At 58.2% G+C, this 17,804-nt stretch carries 18 protein-coding genes and 1 tRNA gene; 10 read left to right on the top strand and 9 right to left on the bottom strand.

From position 1 onward, the window contains the following. Positions 1-36 precede the first annotated feature (36 nt). Positions 37-1,251, top strand: a complete 1,215-nt coding sequence (locus tag KI612_RS10410; RefSeq protein WP_226440024.1) for a glycosyltransferase family 4 protein — start codon at positions 37-39, stop codon at positions 1,249-1,251. Next, positions 1,248-2,390: a capsular polysaccharide export protein, LipB/KpsS family gene (locus KI612_RS10405; protein WP_226440023.1), complete on the top strand. Its 1,143-nt coding sequence runs from the start codon at positions 1,248-1,250 to the stop codon at positions 2,388-2,390. Before KI612_RS10410 ends, KI612_RS10405 begins: the two co-directional genes overlap by 4 nt. A 1-nt stretch (position 2,391) precedes the next feature. Here KI612_RS10405 and KI612_RS10400 read toward each other — a convergent pair whose 3' ends face one another. Next, positions 2,392-3,405, bottom strand: a complete 1,014-nt coding sequence (locus KI612_RS10400) for a GNAT family N-acetyltransferase (protein WP_226440022.1) — start codon at positions 3,403-3,405, stop codon at positions 2,392-2,394. On the opposite strand from KI612_RS10400, the gene KI612_RS10395 reads away from it, so the two are divergent. The 5 genes from KI612_RS10395 to KI612_RS10375 all read left to right on the top strand — a co-directional run bounded on the left by KI612_RS10395 (position 3,388) and on the right by KI612_RS10375 (position 7,743). Further along, the gene (locus tag KI612_RS10395; protein WP_226440021.1) at positions 3,388-3,597 is read left to right on the top strand and encodes a hypothetical protein; all 210 of its coding nucleotides are present in this window, start codon (positions 3,388-3,390) and stop codon (positions 3,595-3,597) included. The two genes, KI612_RS10400 and KI612_RS10395, sit on opposite strands and share 18 nt — an antisense overlap. After that, positions 3,578-4,591, top strand: coding sequence for an NAD-dependent epimerase/dehydratase family protein (locus tag KI612_RS10390; protein ID WP_226440020.1), 1,014 nt, complete (start codon positions 3,578-3,580; stop codon positions 4,589-4,591). Before KI612_RS10395 ends, KI612_RS10390 begins: the two co-directional genes overlap by 20 nt. Position 4,592: 1 nt before the next feature. Beyond that, complete coding sequence (locus KI612_RS10385; protein WP_226440019.1) at positions 4,593-5,831, top strand: capsule biosynthesis protein; 1,239 nt, start codon at positions 4,593-4,595, stop codon at positions 5,829-5,831. A 283-nt stretch (positions 5,832-6,114) separates the two neighbouring features. Beyond that, positions 6,115-6,191 (top strand) — tRNA-Arg (locus KI612_RS10380). Between the two features lie 241 nt (positions 6,192-6,432). Next, positions 6,433-7,743 carry an EAL and HDOD domain-containing protein gene (locus KI612_RS10375; RefSeq protein WP_226440018.1) on the top strand — a complete coding sequence of 437 codons (1,311 nt, stop codon included), beginning with the start codon at positions 6,433-6,435 and terminating at the stop codon, positions 7,741-7,743. 401 nt (positions 7,744-8,144) lie between these two features. Here KI612_RS10375 and KI612_RS10370 read toward each other — a convergent pair whose 3' ends face one another. After that, positions 8,145-8,516: an Mth938-like domain-containing protein gene (locus tag KI612_RS10370; protein WP_226440017.1), complete on the bottom strand. Its 372-nt coding sequence runs from the start codon at positions 8,514-8,516 to the stop codon at positions 8,145-8,147. A gap of 123 nt (positions 8,517-8,639) precedes the next feature. Here KI612_RS10370 and KI612_RS10365 point away from each other — a divergent pair, with 123 nt between their 5' ends. From KI612_RS10365 to KI612_RS10355, 3 genes are all read left to right on the top strand, one after another. Beyond that, positions 8,640-9,869, top strand: a complete 1,230-nt coding sequence (locus tag KI612_RS10365) for a pyridoxal phosphate-dependent aminotransferase (protein ID WP_226440016.1) — start codon at positions 8,640-8,642, stop codon at positions 9,867-9,869. Between the two features lie 89 nt (positions 9,870-9,958). Then, the gene (locus tag KI612_RS10360; protein ID WP_226440015.1) at positions 9,959-11,269 is read left to right on the top strand and encodes a homoserine dehydrogenase; all 1,311 of its coding nucleotides are present in this window, start codon (positions 9,959-9,961) and stop codon (positions 11,267-11,269) included. Positions 11,270-11,411: 142 nt separating this feature from the next. Further along, positions 11,412-11,678: a DUF2249 domain-containing protein gene (locus tag KI612_RS10355; RefSeq protein WP_226440014.1), complete on the top strand. Its 267-nt coding sequence runs from the start codon at positions 11,412-11,414 to the stop codon at positions 11,676-11,678. 23 nt (positions 11,679-11,701) lie between these two features. On the opposite strand, the gene KI612_RS10350 is transcribed toward KI612_RS10355, so the two are convergent. The 7 genes from KI612_RS10350 to KI612_RS10320 form a co-directional block, all read right to left on the bottom strand. Next, positions 11,702-12,541: an HDOD domain-containing protein gene (locus KI612_RS10350; protein WP_226440013.1), complete on the bottom strand. Its 840-nt coding sequence runs from the start codon at positions 12,539-12,541 to the stop codon at positions 11,702-11,704. A 19-nt stretch (positions 12,542-12,560) separates the two neighbouring features. After that, complete coding sequence (locus KI612_RS10345; protein ID WP_226440012.1) at positions 12,561-13,646, bottom strand: protein-glutamate methylesterase/protein-glutamine glutaminase; 1,086 nt, start codon at positions 13,644-13,646, stop codon at positions 12,561-12,563. Next, positions 13,639-14,151, bottom strand: coding sequence for a chemotaxis protein CheD (locus KI612_RS10340; protein ID WP_226440011.1), 513 nt, complete (start codon positions 14,149-14,151; stop codon positions 13,639-13,641). The genes KI612_RS10345 and KI612_RS10340 overlap by 8 nt, the downstream gene beginning before the upstream one ends. Further along, a complete protein-coding gene (locus tag KI612_RS10335) occupies positions 14,148-14,960 on the bottom strand; it encodes a CheR family methyltransferase (RefSeq protein ID WP_226440010.1) in 813 nt (270 codons plus the stop codon). The genes KI612_RS10340 and KI612_RS10335 overlap by 4 nt, the downstream gene beginning before the upstream one ends. After that, positions 14,960-15,553, bottom strand: coding sequence for a chemotaxis protein CheD (locus tag KI612_RS10330; RefSeq protein ID WP_226440009.1), 594 nt, complete (start codon positions 15,551-15,553; stop codon positions 14,960-14,962). The genes KI612_RS10335 and KI612_RS10330 overlap by 1 nt, the downstream gene beginning before the upstream one ends. Before the next feature lie 63 nt (positions 15,554-15,616). Next, positions 15,617-16,168 (bottom strand): chemotaxis protein CheW, encoded by a 552-nt coding sequence (locus KI612_RS10325; protein WP_226440008.1) that lies wholly within the window; start codon positions 16,166-16,168, stop codon positions 15,617-15,619. 9 nt (positions 16,169-16,177) lie between these two features. Next, positions 16,178-17,797, bottom strand: coding sequence for a methyl-accepting chemotaxis protein (locus KI612_RS10320; protein WP_226440007.1), 1,620 nt, complete (start codon positions 17,795-17,797; stop codon positions 16,178-16,180). Positions 17,798-17,804: the final 7 nt, after the last annotated feature.

Here is a 17,804-nt window from a genome sequence, read left to right as displayed (position 1 = left end):
ATGTTTTGATTCAACTTGAGAAAATACAATACAAACTTGCATCCATCCTTCTCTGAAAACTTTGCCTGTGCGTCTCATTCGGCCATGCTGATTGACATTACCCGTTTGGCTGATCGTTTCCTGAAAAGCCGACTCCCGACAGGAGTCGACCGTGTCAGCCTGCAATATTTGCAGCATTTTATGGGTAGCGCTTTTGCGCTCATCCGAATCGGCAGCCGCTGGGTGGAATTGGGAGGTGCGGATTCGCGGCGGATTTTTGAGATATTGCTCAATGGCGATCCTGCCGGTCGCTCGGTGCTTCGCCGCTGTGTGGCACGTAGCTATCTCTTGGCTTGGCCCAGGCAGCATTGCGGGATGTTGTTCAATACCGGGCATAGCGGACTGGATCGGCCGGAATACGCTGCATGGGTCAGGCGACGCGGGCTCAAGCCGGTGTTCTTTTTGCATGACCTGATTCCCATTTTGCATCCGGAATATTGCCGGGCAGGTGAGGCTGCACGTCATCATCGGCGCCTGGAAACCATGCTGTCGGTAGGCAAGGGGCTGATTGTCAATTCTGCGGCGACGCGGGATGAATTGCTGGCTTATTCCGCCGAGCGGGGTATATCCATGCCACCCTGTGCCGTGGCTTTACTGGCTCCAGCCAGGTTGCCGGAGCCTCACTATAGCCGGCCACTGGAAAAGCTTTATTTTGTGGTTCTGGGAACGATTGAACCGCGCAAAAATCATTTACTTCTTTTGCATGTCTGGCGGCAATTGGTCGCCGAGATGGGTGAGGCTGCGCCTAAGTTGGTGGTGATTGGTCAAAGAGGCTGGGAGTGCGAACAGGTGGTTGATTTACTGGATCGCTGTGCCGCCCTGAAGGACCATGTGATTGAATTGCCTCACTGCGATGATCGGGAATTGGCGACCTGGCTGATGCATGCGCAAGCTTTGTTGTTTCCGTCCTTCATCGAAGGTTTCGGCATGCCGCTGGTTGAAGCGCTGATGCTGCGCGTGCCTGTCATAGCCAGCGAGATGCCGGTGTTCCGCGAGATTGCGGGAGATATTCCGCATTACCTTGACCCACTTGACGGTCCTGGATGGCGACAAGCGGTGCTCGATTTTGTGCATTCAGACGGCATGGCGCGGCAAATGCAAATTGCCCGAATGGAAAACTATGCTCCTCCAACTTGGGGGCAGCATTTCTCAGTTGTGGAAGAACTGCTGGAAACGATTGATGGGGGCAGCGGGGGGCGATCTTCAACGTGATCGACTGGTTGAATCGTCAGCGCGAAGTGGCGGCGCGTTATCCGGGGCGGATGATTGGCGTGGGTTTCCGGCGCTGGAAGGCGGCGAATATACGGCCCATGCTGGGGCCCGATCAGCGGCAGGTGGTGTTCGTGCGTGATGCCGGTGAGGCTGCAGCACAGGCGCCACAGGCGCGGGATTGCCTGGTTTTCTGGGGCCGCGAGGCGCCGGCCGGGGTTGCCGAGCTGGCCCGTGAAAGCGGGGCGCAGCTGTTGCGCATGGAAGATGGCTTTGTGCGTTCGGTGGGCCTGGGTTCGGACTTCATTCGCCCGTTGTCACTGGTGCTGGATGAGTCCGGTATTTACTTTGATCCGACACAGCCTTCCGACCTGGAGAAAATTCTTGCTGCGGGAGAGTTTTCGGCAGAGGAACTGCAACGAGCGCGGCAGGTTCAGGCTTTTATCGTCGAACACGGTATTACCAAATACAACCTGGAGCCGCGTGAAAAGGCGGGCTGGGCGAGCGGCGGCCGGGAGGTGGTGCTGGTGCCGGGGCAGGTGGAGGACGATGCGTCGATTCGTTTCGGCTGCACCGATGTCAAAACCAACCTTGGTTTGCTGCAGGCGGCACGCCGGGCGCATCCGCAGGCTTTCATCGTTTACAAGCCGCATCCTGACGTGATGTCGGGCAACCGCGCCGGCTCGGTTGCCATGGCTGGTGCCCTGGCGCTGGCCGATCATGTCGAGGTGCATCTGTCGGTGATCAGTTGTATCGAAGCTTGCGACGTGGTGCACACCATGACGTCGCTGAGCGGCTTTGATGCCTTGCTGAGGGGCAAGCGGGTGGTGGTTTACGGCCAGCCGTTTTATGCCGGCTGGGGGCTGACCGAAGATGTACTGCCGGAAAGCCCTGCCTTTTTAAGGCGAAAATTCGGGGTGACCGTGGAAGCCTTGATCGCCGGTACTTTGTTGCGCTACCCGCTGTATTGGGACTGGGATTTGAAGGGTTACACGAGCTGCGAAGCGGTGCTGGAGAAAATCGTCAAGACGCGCAATGCCATGGAAGCGTCTGGCGGCCTGCAGCGGCTGCGGGCCGGCTATCTACGGCGGCAGGCACGCAAGCTGGGCGTGTTGGCCCGGGCCTGGCTCGCCCGATGGTGATTCAGTCCTTCGTGCGCTTGAAGATGTTTTTTTCGGTGAGGCGGGAAGGGGTGTTGAGCAGGCCGTAGCCCCAGCCGACCAGCCGGTTGAAAAGACGGGAGCGTCCCCGGATGGCAAGTTTGATCGGCCCTGGCATGGCGCCTAGATCCTGCTTGATCGAGTAGGTGGTCAGCCCCATTTCAAGTCGTTCGGCCCGCAGATTGATGGCGGTTTCGATCACGGCATGGGCAACGTAGAGGTAAAGGCTGTCGTTGTTCGCCTCGTTGCGGCCGAAGTAGAGCCAGCGCAGGAGCGGGCCATCGTGCAGGAGCAGGGCGTGGCCGACCAGTTGATCGGCGCGGTAGAAGAGCAGGGCTTTGGAGCGGGCGCCCATGCCTTGGGAAAATTTGCGGTAGAAGGTTGGGGTGAGCACTTCGCGCTGGAATTCGTCGGCCTGGTTGTGAACCACCATCCACTGGGCGCAGAGCTGGTCGGCGAGGTGGTCGAAATCGTCAACCCGTTCGTGGCGAACCTGTTGCTCTTCGTTGCGGCGCAGGTGCTTCTGCAGTTTGCTGCGGTAGTAACTTTTCATCGCGGCGCGGTAGTCGGCGGCGGATGACCAGGCAATGTCGAGATAGGTGTTGGGCAGGCTATCTACCAGGTGATAGCCGAGCCGGGTGAATTCGTGCTGGAGGTTTTCAGTGTTTGCTTCAAAGTCGCGGACGATGATCAGCCACTGGCCTTCGGCCTTGGCCGTGGCCTGCAGTATGGCGTGCATGTGGCGGACAACTTCGGTCGGCGAAGTGCCGTGGGCAGTGACGAATGGCGGGCTGCTGACCGTGATCGGGGTGCCCCATTCGAGCATCCGCAACTTGAGGAAATTGGGAAAAAACCGGCGGATTCCGGCCAGCAGCTTGCGCAGCGGCAGGGGCGCAAAAATGGCAATGTCGGTGGTGACGGAGTAAAAGCTGGTCAGGGCGACGGGAGTTTCGTCGTTGGCGAGAAAAAGGACATGACGATGGCTGAAGTCATTCATGCCGGATTGTTCGATAATTGCCCAGAATTCATGCGAGAAGGCATGGGAGTGACCGGGCAGAAGCGCGTTCCACGTCGCCTGGGGTATCTGGTCAATGCTGCTGAATATTCTTGTTTTCAAAATTTTGGGGTCATGCCAGCGTGCAACAAGGGCGCTATTTTAGTGGATGTCGATGAGTCTGGAGATTACTGAATCCGATGTCATGGTCACCGGCGGGACTGGCTTTCTCGGCCGGAACCTCGTTCGGCGCCTGCTCGACGATGGCCGGCGGGTTCGTCTGCTGGTCCGGTCGCCGGCGTGTCTGCCCGATGATCTGGCCCGTCGTTGCACATTCGTGCAAGGCGATTTGGGCGATACCGGGGCGCTTCAGGCGGCCGTGGCCGGGGTGCGGACCGTCTTTCACTGCGCTGCCAACGTGCGCACCTGGGATAGCCTCGAAAACTACCGCCTGACCAATGTCGACGGCGTGCGCAATCTGCTGGAGGCCATCGCCGGGAGCAATCCGGGTCTGGCCCGGCTGGTTCATGTTTCGACGGTCGATGTCTATGGGTTTCCGCCTTTCCCCTGTGATGAAAGCATGTCAGTGTCGGGAGCCGGTTTTGGCTATGGCGAGAGCAAGCTGCAGGGTGAAAGCTTGGTGCGCAGTTTCTGTACGGCCAACGACATTCCCTTTGTCATTCTCCGGCCGGGCAACATCATCGGGCCGGGCAGCCAGTTCGTCGAGCGCATTGGCGAAAGTCTCAGATCCGGTGTCATGCTGAAAATTGACGGCGGTCTGGCCAATGGCGGATTCGTCGATGTCGCCAACCTGGTCGATGCGCTGATCTGGGCAGCCGAGGCCGGGATTGCCCAGGGCGAGTGCTACAACGTTCGTGATGTGGACGATGTGAGCTGGGCCGAATTCATTCGGGTGTTGCGCGATGGCATCAAGGGGCGCGGCATCGTCGTCAACCTGTCGTTTGCCAGTGCCATGCGTCTGGCGAGCTTGCTGGAGCGGCTTTATTGCGTTCTCGCGCCGGCCCGCGAGCCTCTGCTGCATCGCCTCCTGGTCAATATTTTCGGGCGAACCTGTGGCCATTCGGCAGAAAAAATCAGGCAAAACGGTGGCTGGGCAGGCCGCATCGGGTTCGATGAGTCGATGGCCCGTTCGATTCGCTGGTTTGTCGAGCATGAGTCGGCATCTTGAGGTGGATGGCGTGACCTGCGAAGCGAAACTCTCCCTGCGCCATTTCGTTTTTCTGCAGGGCATGCCGTCGCCGTTTTTCCGGCGGCTGGGCGAAGCCCTGGAAAACTGCGGCTGCCGGGTAACGCGGATCAATCTTTGCGTTGGTGACTGGCTTTTCTGGCACGGCCGCAACACACTTAGCTACCGTGGGCGGGCGGCGGACTGGGGGCGCTTCATCGCCGATTTTTTCGAGCGTAATGGCGTGACCGATCTGGTGTTGCTTGGCGAGCAGCGGCGTTACCACAAGGAAGCGGTGGTGTTGGCCCAGAAGCGGGGCATACGGGTCAGCGTCACCGATTTTGGCTACCTGCGCCCGGACTGGATCACGCTGGAACGCGACGGCATGGGTGGTAACTCACGTTTTCCGCGCGACCCGCAGGAAATCCGCCTGCGCGCCCGCAGCGTCGGTCGCACCGACCCGGCCCGGCACTACGCCGACAGCGCCTTCGCGATGGCGGCCGGAGACTTGCTCTACAACTTTGCCAATCTATTTCTGGGTGTCTGCTATCCGCATTACCGGCGAACGGACTGTCGCCCGCATACGCTGATCTACACCCCGGCCAGCGCCTTGCATCTGTTGCGCGCCCGTCTTCACCGGAACAGAAACCAGGCGCGTGTGGCGGAAATCGCCGCTGGCGGTAGCCGATATTTCGTGCTGCCGCTGCAATTGGATCACGACTTCCAGATTGTTGCTTATTCGCCATTTAGCGGGATGGGCGAGCTTGTCGGACAGGTCGTTGAATCCTTCGCCTGCTTTGCCCCGCGGCAAACCCGTCTGATCGTCAAGGTTCACCCGTGGGATGCAGGCATGGTCAACTGGCGCCGGCAGCTTGGGCGGGTGGCCAAGGCATTCGGGGTGGCGGATCGCGTCGAATATCTCGATGGCGGCAGTCTCGATACGCTGGCACGTTCGGCGGCCGGCATGGTGACGGTCAATAGCACTGCCGGCCTGCATGCGCTGCAGGCGGGTTGCCCGGTCAAGGTTCTGGGGCAGGCAGTTTACGACGTGCCGGAAATGAGCTTTCAGGGATCCCTGGACGAGTTCTGGATGGCTCCTGCACCGCCGGACCCCGATCTTGTTGACGCCTTTGTCAATCTGATGGCGGCGACGATCCAGATTCGAGGTGTCTTTTTTAGCGAACAGGGATGTGCCGCAGCAGTCGAGGTAGCCTTTCAACGATTGTTAGCCGATCCACCGTGAGCTTTCTTATGCAATTTGTCTTTATTGGATTGTTTCTGCGACATTTGGGATGCGAGTTTCTAAACGAGAGGTTCGTTCAATGTTAGATCCAATGAAGTAGAGCAATTGGGAGGTTTTTTAGGTAAAATGTAAGTCGATAGGGAGTGGAGATTCAGTTATTTACGTTATCTCCATGATTATCTTGATGAGTCAAATGGTGTTTGGGGAATTCAAATGTTGGGAAAAGGCTTCGAATCCCATTCCCCCTTCCTATCTTTTCCCTGTTTTTTCGTTTCACCCTCAAGTGCCCGTAGCTCAACTGGATAGAGCAGCTGCCTTCTAAGCAGCAGGTCGGGGGTTCGAGTCCCTCCGGGCACACCACGCTCCATTTTCCCTGTCTTTGCTCTGGCGCTTCCCTGAATGCAATCGGAGCCGGCCGGTTTCAGGTGATGCTCGTTTCTGTTGCCGGTATTTGGCGGCAAGGAAACTATTCGGCATACTTGCCAAATGGTGCTTGGCGGAATCCGGCAGTTTTCTGCCGATATGCCGCGATCCCTCCATTTCTTTTGCCGGGGTATTGGCAAGGGCTGCCTGATCCTTCATTTGCCGGTATTGATAGCCAATGAGTTTTTTCAAACGCATTTTCGGGTTTTTGTCGCGTCCTGATCGCGATGCTGCAAAAGCCGCTCCGCAGCCTGTCGCGACGCCACTGCCAGCCGAGTCACCCGTCCGTTCGGTGTTGATCAGCTGGCATGAAATGCTTGATGCGCATGCCAGGATTGCCGGCTACTTTTTGCCGGTCAGTCCGGTTCGCGCAGGTTCTGAAATTACCGGGCGACAGTTGCTTGATTCATTCCGTGCCGAGCATGTCATGCGCCTGGCCGAGAAGCGTCTGGTGGTGATGCCGGTTGCCATCGAGCAATGGCAGGATGCTGATTTCCGCTGCCTTGCCACCGCCCGGACCTATTTTCATTTGCTGGTTACTTCGATAGGGGAGCCCGAAGCCTGGAATTCCGTGGCGATGGAGATTCGCGCTTGCGGCGCCAGGGTCGCGGTGGATGCTGCCTTTTTTGACCTGCCGGATGCTTCCGGTGATCTCGCCGATATGGTTCTGCTTGACGCGCGGGCTGGCGAGCTGGCTGCGCTTGAGCAAATGCTCAAGGCTGTACGCCTGCGTTACCCTCGGCTGCCTGTAGTCGTGCGGGACGTCAGCTCCTGGGCCGAGTTTCGTTTCTTCCAGTCGCTGGGGGTCGATTACTGCATTGGCGGATTTGCCTCGACGCCGGATGAGGCGGAGCAAGCCGGGCGCCTGAGCCAAAGTCGTCTGGTGGTTATCGAGATGCTCAATCAGTTGCGCGGTGATGCGGAGCTTGCCGTGGTTGCCGCTACCGCCAAGCGCGATCCGGCAGTGGTTCTGAAGCTTCTCGAAATGGCCAATTCGCCCCTTTCCGGACTGTTGCGCCAGGTTTCGAATCTGGAAGAAGCCATCATGCTGCTCGGGCGGGATGCGGTTTATCGCTGGCTGACACTGGCGATGTTTCGCATCGATGCGCAAAGAGGGCTGGACGAAACCTTGCTGGTCATTGCCCTGAGCCGCGCCTGTTGTCTCGAAGCGCTGGCACCCGGTGGCGACAAGAAGATGGCTGGCGAGCTTTTCCTGGTCGGCATGCTTTCTGTCGTCGATAGCCTGCTTGGCATGCCGATGGCGGCTGTCCTGGGGAAGATGCATCTGCCCGAGGCGGTATCCTTGGCCTTGCTCAAGAATGAGGGGCCGTATGTGCGTTATTTGTTGCTGATGATCGCCCTGGAACGATGCCGTATTGACCAGGCGGTGACTTTGGCGGGACTGATGGCGATTGATCCGACTCATTTGCTGAATACTTACAGTACGGCAATGGCTTGGGCGACCTCCGATTTGCTGGGCCAGGGCTGAAAAATGCCTGATCCGTCACGTTGACCGTTCGCCGTGCCGGAATGTTTTAAACAAAACGGGCGAATCGTTTTTTCCGGCTCGCGCCCTGTGTTACATTAATCGCCCGTCATTAATCGGCGCGGAGAGCTGCGGCATGGCAGTGTTCCGGGAATGGTTTGTCGGCAACCTCAACATACGGTTTCGTGCATGCCATCCAGGTGAGCAGCGAAACGGCACAAAGAGAAATTCAGCATCGTGATAAAACAGGATCGTCGGGCTGGCGGTGACCGCCGGAAAAACGTACAGGGGCCGCCGCCAGGCATGGCTGAGCGGCGGGTCACCATGCAGCGCCGCATGTTTGATATCCCGCTGGCAGGTCTGAGTCAATGGTCGCCGGGCAAACCGGGCGACCGGTCCGAGGTCTAGTCGAAGAGTAAGGCTGCGGCGACCTTGCGGCCTTCGGCGGCGAGTATGTTGTAGGTTCGGCAGGCCGCCTGCAGGTCCATTACTTCCAGGCCGATGCCGGCCGGAGCAAACGGGCGGAGCAGGGCGCCCGGCGGAAAGCGCAGGCGCTTGCCGGTGCCGAGCAAAATGATTTCCGTTCCCAGCGTCAGCAACTTCTGCATGTCGGCTTCACTCAGTGATTCCGGTGTGGCGGTCGACCATTCGTGAATGATCGATTCCGGCAACAGGATCAGGTTTTTGCCGTGTTTTTCGTTGTTGACCGCTACGTAACCTTCACCGTAGGCGGTGAACATGTTGAGTCCGGCAATATTGGATTGGTGTAATTTCACAGCGATATCCGTCCGAAAGGCCCGCCGAAATTGCGGTGCACCATGCGATAAAGTAGGATTATACCTTTTGGAGTACAGCACTCCGGCCGATTGTCGCCGGTTGCTTCCCCGATGGATGGAGTCATGAAACAAATCAAGAAGTCCGCCAAGCTTGCCAACGTCTGCTACGACATCCGCGGCCCCGTGCTGCAGAAGGCCAAGCAGATGGAGGACGAGGGTCACAAGATCATCAAATTGAACATTGGCAACCTTGCCGCGTTCGGTTTCGATTCGCCCGAAGAAATCCAGCAGGACATCATCCGCAACCTGCCCAATGCGGCGGGCTACACCGACTCCAAGGGCATCTTTGCAGCGCGCAAGGCGATCATGCACTATACCCAGCAGAAGGGTATCAAGGGTGTGACGCTGGAAGACATCTACGTCGGCAACGGCGTATCCGAGTTGATCGTCATGGCCATGAACGCCCTGCTGGATGTCGATGACGAAGTGCTGGTGCCGGCGCCTGACTATCCGCTGTGGACGGCAGCAATCAGCTTGTCCGGCGGCACGCCGAAGCATTACCTGTGTGACGAGGAAAACGGCTGGTATCCCGATCTTGACGATATTCGCAAGAAGATCACCAAGCACACCAAGGCGATCGTCATCATCAATCCGAACAATCCGACCGGTGCCTTGTACCCGGACGAGTTGCTCAAGGAACTGGTTGAGATCGCTCGTCAGCATCACCTGATCATCTACGCCGACGAGGTGTACGACAAGGTGCTTTACGACGGCGAGACGCATACCTCGATCGCTTCGCTATCCGAGGATGTCCTGACCATTACGTTCAACGGTCTCTCCAAGAACTATCGCTCCTGCGGCTATCGTGCCGGCTGGATGATCGTTTCCGGTGACAAGCGGCACGCCAAGGACTACATCGAAGGTCTCGACATGCTGTCCTCGATGCGCCTGTGTGCCAACGCGCCGGGCCAGCATGGCATCCAGACAGCGCTCGGTGGCTATCAGAGCATTGACGATTTGGTTGGTGAAGGTGGTCGCATGCGTCGCCAGCGCGATATCGCGCACGACCTGATCACGGCCATTCCCGGCGTGACTTGCGTCAAGCCCAAGGCGACGCTGTACATGTTCCCCAAGCTTGATCCGAAAATCTATCCGATCAAGAACGACCAGGCCTTCATCACCGAGTTGCTGCAGGAAGAAAAGGTGCTGCTGGTGCAGGGCACCGGTTTCAACTGGCCGCATCCGGACCATTTCCGCCTGGTCTTCCTGCCGCACGAAGATGACCTCAAGGAAGCCATTGGTCGCATTGCCCGTTTCCTGGAAAATTACCGCAAACGGCACGGCACGAACTAGCCATGAGCTATTAGGGGGCTTGAGCTGTTAGCTAAAAGCTCAAACCCCTAGGCAACTCGATCCTAACAACTAACCTACTCGATCCTAAAATGAATCCTATCAATGTTGGCCTAATCGGCATCGGCACCGTCGGCGGTGGTACCTGGACTGTTCTCAAGCGCAATGCGGACGAAATTGCCCGTCGCGCCGGCCGGCCGATTCGCATTACTGCCGTGGCCGACAAGAACGTCGAACTGGCCAGGCAAATCACTGGTGGCGAAGCCCGTGTGACCGATGACGCCTTCTCGCTGGTCAGTGATCCGGAAATCGACATCATCGTCGAACTGATCGGCGGCTATGGCGTGGCCAAGGAACTGGTCCTGCAATCGATCGCCAACGGCAAGCATGTAGTCACCGCCAACAAGGCGCTGCTTGCCGTGCATGGCACCGAGATTTTCAATGCGGCGCAACAGAGGGGCGTCATGGTCGCTTTTGAAGCGGCTGTGGCCGGTGGCATTCCGGTCATCAAGGCGCTGCGTGAAGGCCTCTCGGCCAACCGCATCGAATGGGCGGCCGGCATCATCAACGGCACGACCAACTTCATCCTTTCCGAAATGCGCGACAAGGGCCTGTCCTTCGACACCGTGCTCAAGGAAGCGCAACGCCTGGGTTATGCCGAAGCCGATCCGACCTTCGATATCGAAGGTGTCGATGCCGCACACAAGGCAACGCTGATCGCCTCCATCGCTTTCGGTATCCCGGTCCAGTTCGACAAGGCCTACATCGAGGGCATCACCAAGCTCGAAGCCTCCGACATCAAGTACGCCGAACAACTTGGCTACCGCATCAAGCTGCTTGGCATTGCCAAGCGTCGCGACAACGGTATCGAACTGCGCGTCCATCCGACCCTGATCCCGGCCAAGCGCCTGATCGCCAATGTCGAAGGCGCGATGAACGCCGTACTGGTCAAGGGCGACGCCGTCGGTGCGACGATGTACTACGGCAAGGGGGCCGGCGCCGAGCCGACTGCTTCCGCGGTGATCGCCGACCTCGTCGATGTCACCCGCCTGGCGACAGCCGATGCAGCGCATCGCGTGCCGCACCTGGCTTTCCAGCCGGATGCCATGTCCAACCTGCCGATCCTGCCGATGAGTGAGATCGAGACCGGCTACTACCTGCGCCTGCGCGTCGAGGACAAGCCGGGCGTGCTTGCCGACGTGACGCGCATCCTCGCCGACCAGGCAATTTCGATCGACGCCATGCTGCAGCGCGAGCCGGAAGAGGGCGAAGGCGAGACCGACATCATCATCCTGACCCATGTCTGCAAGGAAAGTGCTGCCGATGCAGCGATCGCCAGGATCGAAGCTCTCTCTGCACAAAAGGGCAAGGTCAAGCGTATCCGCCTGGAAGAACTGCAGTAAGTCGTACTGCACGTTCTGAACGGTCAACGGGGGCAAAGCCCCCGTTTTCTTTATGGGCTTGCCAAGATGGATCAAGGAAATACGGGCGGTGGCCGGGCAAAATCGCTTCTCACATTTATTGAATCCGACTCAAGGAGCCAGCATGCAAGCCATTCACGTCTGCGATCACTCAACTCCGGCCGCTCTTTATCCCTTTGATGCCCGTGGTGTCGCCAAGCGTTTTCGTCATGCCGCGATCTTTGGTGCACTCGATGCCCTGCAACCGGGTGAAACCATGCGTTTTTGCAATGACCACGATCCTCTGCCGCTGCTGGCGCAACTGCAGCAGCGCTACGGTGAGCGCCTGGGGATTGCTTACCAGCAACGCGAGCCGGGTGCGATCGTGATTGATTTTTCCGTGCTGGGCTGAGTGATCAAGCCGTTGGGCGAGCGCTATACGTTCAGCGCATCGGTCAGGGATTTCACCTCCGCCGCCGACTCGGCGAGTACCTCGCTCAACATTGCATCATCAATCATCATGTCGAGATCGGCCGGCGGCGTCTTTTGCGGCAAATCATCACCGCCGCACAAAGGTGAGCTGACCGGCGACAGCTGGTCGGCAAGCAGCAGGGTGTCGCCGAGCGATTGGGGCGGCATCGACAGATAGCCGTTCCACAGACTGCTTATTGCTTCCTGAATCTTGTCCGGTACACCGAGTATCTGCAGGATGGCGCCGCTGATGCGTGCCTCGCCTTCATCGCGCCACATCTCGAAACTGTGGCTGAGCAGGTTCGGGTAACGATCTGCCTTCGAAATCAGGTAGAAGCCACCGATTTCATGCACGATGCCGGCGAAGAAGGCTGCATCGGGATCCTGATGGGTGACGCGACGGGCGATGACACGGGCCAGCGCCGCAACGTGTGCAGTGTGTTCCCACAGACGTGCGGCAATCGCCCGGTGCTCGGGCGACTGCGACAATCCTTGCATCTGCCTGACAACAACGGCCATGACAAGAATGCGCAGCGTGTTGAAACCCAGTCGCGAAATGGCCGAACGAACATCGTTCATGGCCTGTCCGGACGGATTGTAGGCAACCGAGTTGGCGATGCTGATGACTCGCGAGAGGAGAACCGGTTCGGCCGAGATCAGCCGGCCGAGCTGATCAATCGAGCAATCCGGATCATCCAGCAGCTTCTGCACCCGCAAACCGATTTCGGCATTGGTCGGAAAGACCATGTCACCACGCACAGCATCTGCAGCGATGGCATAGAGAGCTTCCTTGACGTTGTTCATTGCATTTCTCCCTGCAGAATTACTTGCCAAAGCCGACAATGGCTTGCGGAATCTGTTCCAGCGCCATGACCTGATCGACAGCCCCGAGCTTGATTGCCTCCTTGGGCATGCCGAAGACAACGCAACTGGCTTCATCCTGGGCGATCGTCCGGGCACCTGTGGCGTGCATTTCCTTCATGCCGCGTGCTCCGTCATCCCCCATGCCGGTCATGATGATACCCAGTGCATTCGCTCCTGCGAACTTTGCTACCGAACGGAAAAGTACATCTACCGAAGGTTTGTGGCGATTCACCAATGGGCCATCGACGACTTCGACGACGTACTGGGCTCCATTTCGCTTGAGCATCATGTGTCGACCGCCTGGTGCGATCAATGCCCGGCCAGGCATGACGCGGTCGCCGTTCTTGGCTTCGCGTACTTCGATCTGGCACAGGTTGTTCAGTCGTTCGGCAAACATGGCGGTGAACTTTTCCGGCATGTGCTGGACCACGACTATGCCCAGTGCCGTTGCCGGGAGCTTGCTGAGAACTATCTCCAGCGCCTGGGTGCCGCCGGTCGAGGTGCCGATGGCAATAATCTGCTCCGTGGTTTTGACGAGGGCGGCGTTATTCGCGGAACTGAGCATGACGTCTGCCGTCAGTTTTGGCCGAAAGCCTGCAAATGTACTTGTTACGGGTGTTGTCCGGACGGCGCGCATATTGGCCCGGGCTGCGCTGCGTACGGCCTGGACAATATTGTTGGAGGCATCTTCAAGAAAGCTCTTGAGGCCGACCTTGGGTTTCGTGATGATCGATACGGCCCCAGCGGCCAGTGCCTCGAAGGTTGCCTGCGCCCCTTTTTCGGCAAGTGACGAGCAGACGACAACCGGTGTCGGATGCTCGGCCATCACTTTCTTGAGGAAGGTAATGCCATCCATGCGCGGCATTTCAATGTCGATGACCAGCACATCCGGCCACTGGGCATTCATTTTTTGCAGGGCAAAAATGGGATCGGCTGCCGTGCCGATGACTTCGATTCCGGCATCAGCCATCAGCGCCTGCGAGATGACCTGCCGGACGAGGGCCGAGTCATCGACAATCATTACCTTGATGCGCTGCTCAGCCATTGGTGCTCCTGATGCGAGCATCGCTGCCTTGCGGGAAAGCGAGCCAGACATCTCCGCTCCAGATGTCAAAGTGCAGTTTGCGACGGCCACTGCCGCCAACATGTTCGGCCATCAGGGCAATGTGCCGCTCTGCAAGCATTTTTCGTCCGAATTCGATATTACGAGGGCCGATATCCATTTTTTCTCCTCCTGGTCCACTCAACATGTTGGCGCCACCGAAGAGTTTTGCCTGATATTCGCCGGGATGCGTACCGGCTGCCTCGACCTGTTGCAGAAACAGCTCGAAGGCCTCCCGCCCGAAACGTCCGTCAAGCGGTATTCCGGTCGGGCGGTTTCGCTCGGTCAGCATGTAGTGACACATGCCACCGATCTTGCGGCGCGGGTGCCATAGCGTGATTGAAACACAGGAGCCGAGCAGGGTGGAAATGCGGGTCATGCCGGAGCCGAAGTAAAACTCGCCGGGATTGAGAAAAACGGTATCGGGTTCCTGCACCACGCTGGTCATGGCTTGCGGTAGATCGTCGGGAGGATGGCTTCAACCCGGTCGGTAAGACCATTCAGGGTTTCCGAATGGCCAATGATCAGATGACCGCCGGATTTGAGGCGGGGTAACAGGTTGTGCACGACTTTGGTCTTGGTCGGCGGGTCAAAATAAATCATCACGTTGCGCAAAAAGATGACCTCGAATTCGCCGATTTCGGCATCAACCGGATTCATCAGGTTGATTTGATGAAAACTGGTATGGCGTCTGAGTTCTGGTGCAATCAGGAATGTTCCGGCATGGGAACGCACACCTTTGAGGCAGTATTTGCTCATGAAGCCGGGGGGGATGCCTTCTGTACGCGCCAGCGAACAATGCCCGGTGGCGGCTTTGGCCAGGACCTGGGTACTGATGTCGGAGCCGACGATTTCCCAGGGGGCATTGGGCAAATGCTCCGCCAGCATCATCGCCAGCGTATAAACCTCTTCGCCGCTCGAACAGGCCGCACTCCAGACACGAAAGCAGGCCGGGCTACGCCGTTTTTGCAGGATCTCGTCGCGCAGGAAGTCAAAATGCTTTTGTTCGCGAAAGAAGTAGGTTTCATTGGTGGTCAGCAAATCGACCATCGTCTGCAATTCTTCGGGATGCTGGCCGCCCGCCAGCATGCGGTAGTACTGACCGAAGTTGCCCAGTTCGTATTGCTTGAGGCGGCGCGACAGGCGACCGACAAGCAGCACCTTTTTTGCATCACTCAGACTGATGCCGGCGATCTTGTAGATCAGTCGCTGGAAAAGAGCGAACTCCTGATCGGTAATGGGGCTGGGTTCGATCATCAGAACAGTTCGATCCTGTTTTCAGAGGGAGGCGGCTTGCGCAACAGGGAATCGGCATAGGCCTGCTCCTCCCTGGCGATGACTTCGGCTGCTGCCATGTTGGTGACCATGCGGCGGCAATAGGCATCTCCGGTGGTGGGTACAAACAGCACCTTGCGTGACCACGGGCCGAGAAAGTCCGAGGCGGCGAGAGGAATCCCTTCGCGCTCCAGCCACTCTTTGGCAAACGTGGCATTGCGTACGCCAATATTCATCGAGGGGCCGCTGGTGTTGATGATGGTGCCACCACCGAATGCCTTCGCCTGCAGGCGCTCCTTTCGGGCGCCGCGCTGGAGCAGGGCATTGAGCAGTGACTCCATGGCATAGCTGCCGGAAAGCAGGGTATCCACATCGTCGTGATGGCTGCGCCGGATACTGGGCAGCATGAAGTGGTTGAGCCCCCCGACCCGGACCTGATGATCGAACAGGCAAACCGCGACACATGAGCCAAGCAGCGTTGCCAGCGGTTGCTCAGGCTCGATGGCCCAGGCTCCGGGATGAATGGTCCGGGCCAGGCGCTCGATCTCCTTGGAGGGTAGTTTGCTGTAATCCATCGAGAAGCATTGCTTTCGGTCCGCATTCAGAGGCTGGGCGGTCAACCGTTGAAAAAGTTGAATTTATGCGCTTCCGGGAACAATGCCGGTATCGCCCGCGAGTTTTTCGATGCCGGTTAGAGACGCAATTTCTTCGACGGAAAGGACGTTTTCCAGATTGAGCAGGATGACGAACTTGCCGGCAACCTTACCCATGCCGAAAATGAAATCGGCACGAATTCTGGCGCCAAAGGATGGAGGTGGCTCGATCTCGCTTGTCGGAATTTCGAGAACCTCGGAAACGGCATCGACAATGATGCCGATATCGTGGCGCGTGTCTTCCTCCTGGATCTCGACGATGACAATGCAGGTTCTCTTGCCGATCACCGTCTGCTGGCCGCCAAAACGAGCAGTCAGGTCGATGACCGGCACCACGCTGCCGCGCAGGTTGATGACGCCGCGGATAAAGCTCGGCATCATCGGAATCTCGGTCAGGCTGCCGTATTCGATGATTTCCTTGACGTTGAGGATGCCGACCGCAAACATCTCGCCGCGCAACGTGAATGTCAGATATTGGGAAGGGGCGTCCGCGCTAGTCGCGACGGCTCCTTCCTTTCGTTCCATTAGTTGTCCCATGATGACTCCTCAGTAACGCTCGAAATCACCCTCGTTGATCTGGATGGCCGCCGTTCGTGCCGCTGTGCGCGGCTTTGTCCCGCCGGTGGCGCGTGGTGCCGGGAAGCTCTGGGTGCTGCTGCGGCTGTTGTTGTCGAGGTGGAAGAAGGTCATGGTCTGCTGCAGTTGCTCGGCCTGGGAGCCGAGTTCCTCGGCAGTGGCGGCCAGTTCTTCCGAAGCGGAAGCGTTCTGTTGCGTGGCCTGGTTGAGTTGTCCCATGGCCCCGTTGATCTGGGCAACCCCGGACGATTGTTCGCTCGATGCGGCAGCAATTTCCTGGACCAGGTCGGAAGTCTTGCGGATTGAAGGAACGATTTCGTTGAGCAAGGTGCCTGCACGTTCGGCCTGCTTGACCGAGGTGGAAGCCAGGCCGCCGATTTCCTGGGCGGCGATCTGCGAGCGCTCGGCCAGTTTGCGGACTTCGGCAGCAACTACGGCAAAACCCTTGCCATGGTCGCCGGCACGAGCCGCTTCGATGGCGGCGTTGAGTGCCAGCAGGTTGGTCTGGTAGGCGATGTCGTCAATGATGCCGATCTTGTCGGCAATGCTCTTCATCGCTTCAACCGTCTGGACCACGGCTTCACCCCCATCGGCTGCTTCCTTGGCGGCCTTGGAGGCCATGCCGTCGGTAACCTTGGCATTCTCGGTATTTTGCGAAATGGAAGCGGTCATCTGTTCCATCGAGGACGTCGTCTCTTCGACCGAAGCGGCCTGTTCGCTGGAGGACTGCGACAGGGACTGGGCCGTGGCCGAGACCTGGCCGGCGGCGTTGGTCAGATTGTCGGCGGCGGTGCGAACTTCGCCGATGATCTGGGTCAGCTTGCCGATCATGTTCTGCAGCGCATTCATCAGCTGGCCGACTTCGTCCTTGCTGTCGGATTGCAGCTTGACGGTCAGGTCACCTTCAGCCAGACGGCTGGCGGCCTGAACCGCTTCGTTGATCGGCACGGTAATCGAACGGGTAACCCAGAAGGCAAAACCGAGGGCGATCAGGATGGCGCCGATCGACAGCAGCATGATCATGTTTTTCGCACTTTGTGCCGCTTCGCTGGCGCGCAGACCCGCCTGATGCATCAGGTCAGTCTGAATTTCGATCAGCTTGTTGATCGAGGCAAGATAGTTGGCCTGGGAGTTACGCATGCTTCCGAACAGGTTGGCCAGCGCTTCATCACGTTTGCCGGCGCTGATTTGCTCGCGTAGCTTGTTGAGGTCAGCAACGTAGTCCTTGCGGGTTTCCTGGACCAGAACAAGTGCCTTTTTGCCACTCTCCGAGGTAATCGTTTTCTCGAGTTTTTCTAGGTTCTCGCTGATTAGCTTGCTCGCCGGCGGAATGCGGGCAAGCTCGGCCTGGGCATCTTCCGGCTTTTGCTGCAGGATGGCATTACGCGTGATGCGGGCTACTACGTTAACCTGGTCAATGATGGTGTTGGCAGCTACCGTTTTCGGGAACTTGTCATTCACCATATCGCCGATCTCATCATTCAGGCCGCCAACCCGAAAGAAAGAAAGCGCCGAAATGATCAGCAACAGCATCAGCACGACACCGAAGCCAAGACCGAGCCGGACACCTATTTTCATATTCTTGAACATGATTTAC

The organism is Quatrionicoccus australiensis, from assembly GCF_020510525.1.
Lineage (GTDB): Bacteria > Pseudomonadota > Gammaproteobacteria > Burkholderiales > Rhodocyclaceae > Azonexus > Azonexus australiensis_B.
Note: the sequence above shows the minus strand (reverse complement) of the source record. Positions and strands in the feature narration are given on the sequence as shown.

Coding starts and splice junctions, on each gene's coding strand:
- KI612_RS10330 (WP_226440009.1), bottom strand. CDS start 15,553: ATGGATTACAGCAAACTACCCTCCAAGGAGATCGAGCGCCTGGCCCGG.
- KI612_RS10355 (WP_226440014.1), top strand. CDS start 11,412: ATGCAAGCCATTCACGTCTGCGATCACTCAACTCCGGCCGCTCTTTAT.
- KI612_RS10400 (WP_226440022.1), bottom strand. CDS start 3,405: ATGAATGACTTCAGCCATCGTCATGTCCTTTTTCTCGCCAACGACGAA.
- KI612_RS10360 (WP_226440015.1), top strand. CDS start 9,959: ATGAATCCTATCAATGTTGGCCTAATCGGCATCGGCACCGTCGGCGGT.
- KI612_RS10390 (WP_226440020.1), top strand. CDS start 3,578: ATGAGTCTGGAGATTACTGAATCCGATGTCATGGTCACCGGCGGGACT.
- KI612_RS10350 (WP_226440013.1), bottom strand. CDS start 12,541: ATGAACAACGTCAAGGAAGCTCTCTATGCCATCGCTGCAGATGCTGTG.
- KI612_RS10320 (WP_226440007.1), bottom strand. CDS start 17,797: ATGTTCAAGAATATGAAAATAGGTGTCCGGCTCGGTCTTGGCTTCGGT.
- KI612_RS10375 (WP_226440018.1), top strand. CDS start 6,433: ATGAGTTTTTTCAAACGCATTTTCGGGTTTTTGTCGCGTCCTGATCGC.
- KI612_RS10340 (WP_226440011.1), bottom strand. CDS start 14,151: ATGACCAGCGTGGTGCAGGAACCCGATACCGTTTTTCTCAATCCCGGC.
- KI612_RS10325 (WP_226440008.1), bottom strand. CDS start 16,168: ATGGGACAACTAATGGAACGAAAGGAAGGAGCCGTCGCGACTAGCGCG.
- KI612_RS10365 (WP_226440016.1), top strand. CDS start 8,640: ATGAAACAAATCAAGAAGTCCGCCAAGCTTGCCAACGTCTGCTACGAC.
- KI612_RS10335 (WP_226440010.1), bottom strand. CDS start 14,960: ATGATCGAACCCAGCCCCATTACCGATCAGGAGTTCGCTCTTTTCCAG.
- KI612_RS10345 (WP_226440012.1), bottom strand. CDS start 13,646: ATGGCTGAGCAGCGCATCAAGGTAATGATTGTCGATGACTCGGCCCTC.
- KI612_RS10395 (WP_226440021.1), top strand. CDS start 3,388: ATGGCTGAAGTCATTCATGCCGGATTGTTCGATAATTGCCCAGAATTC.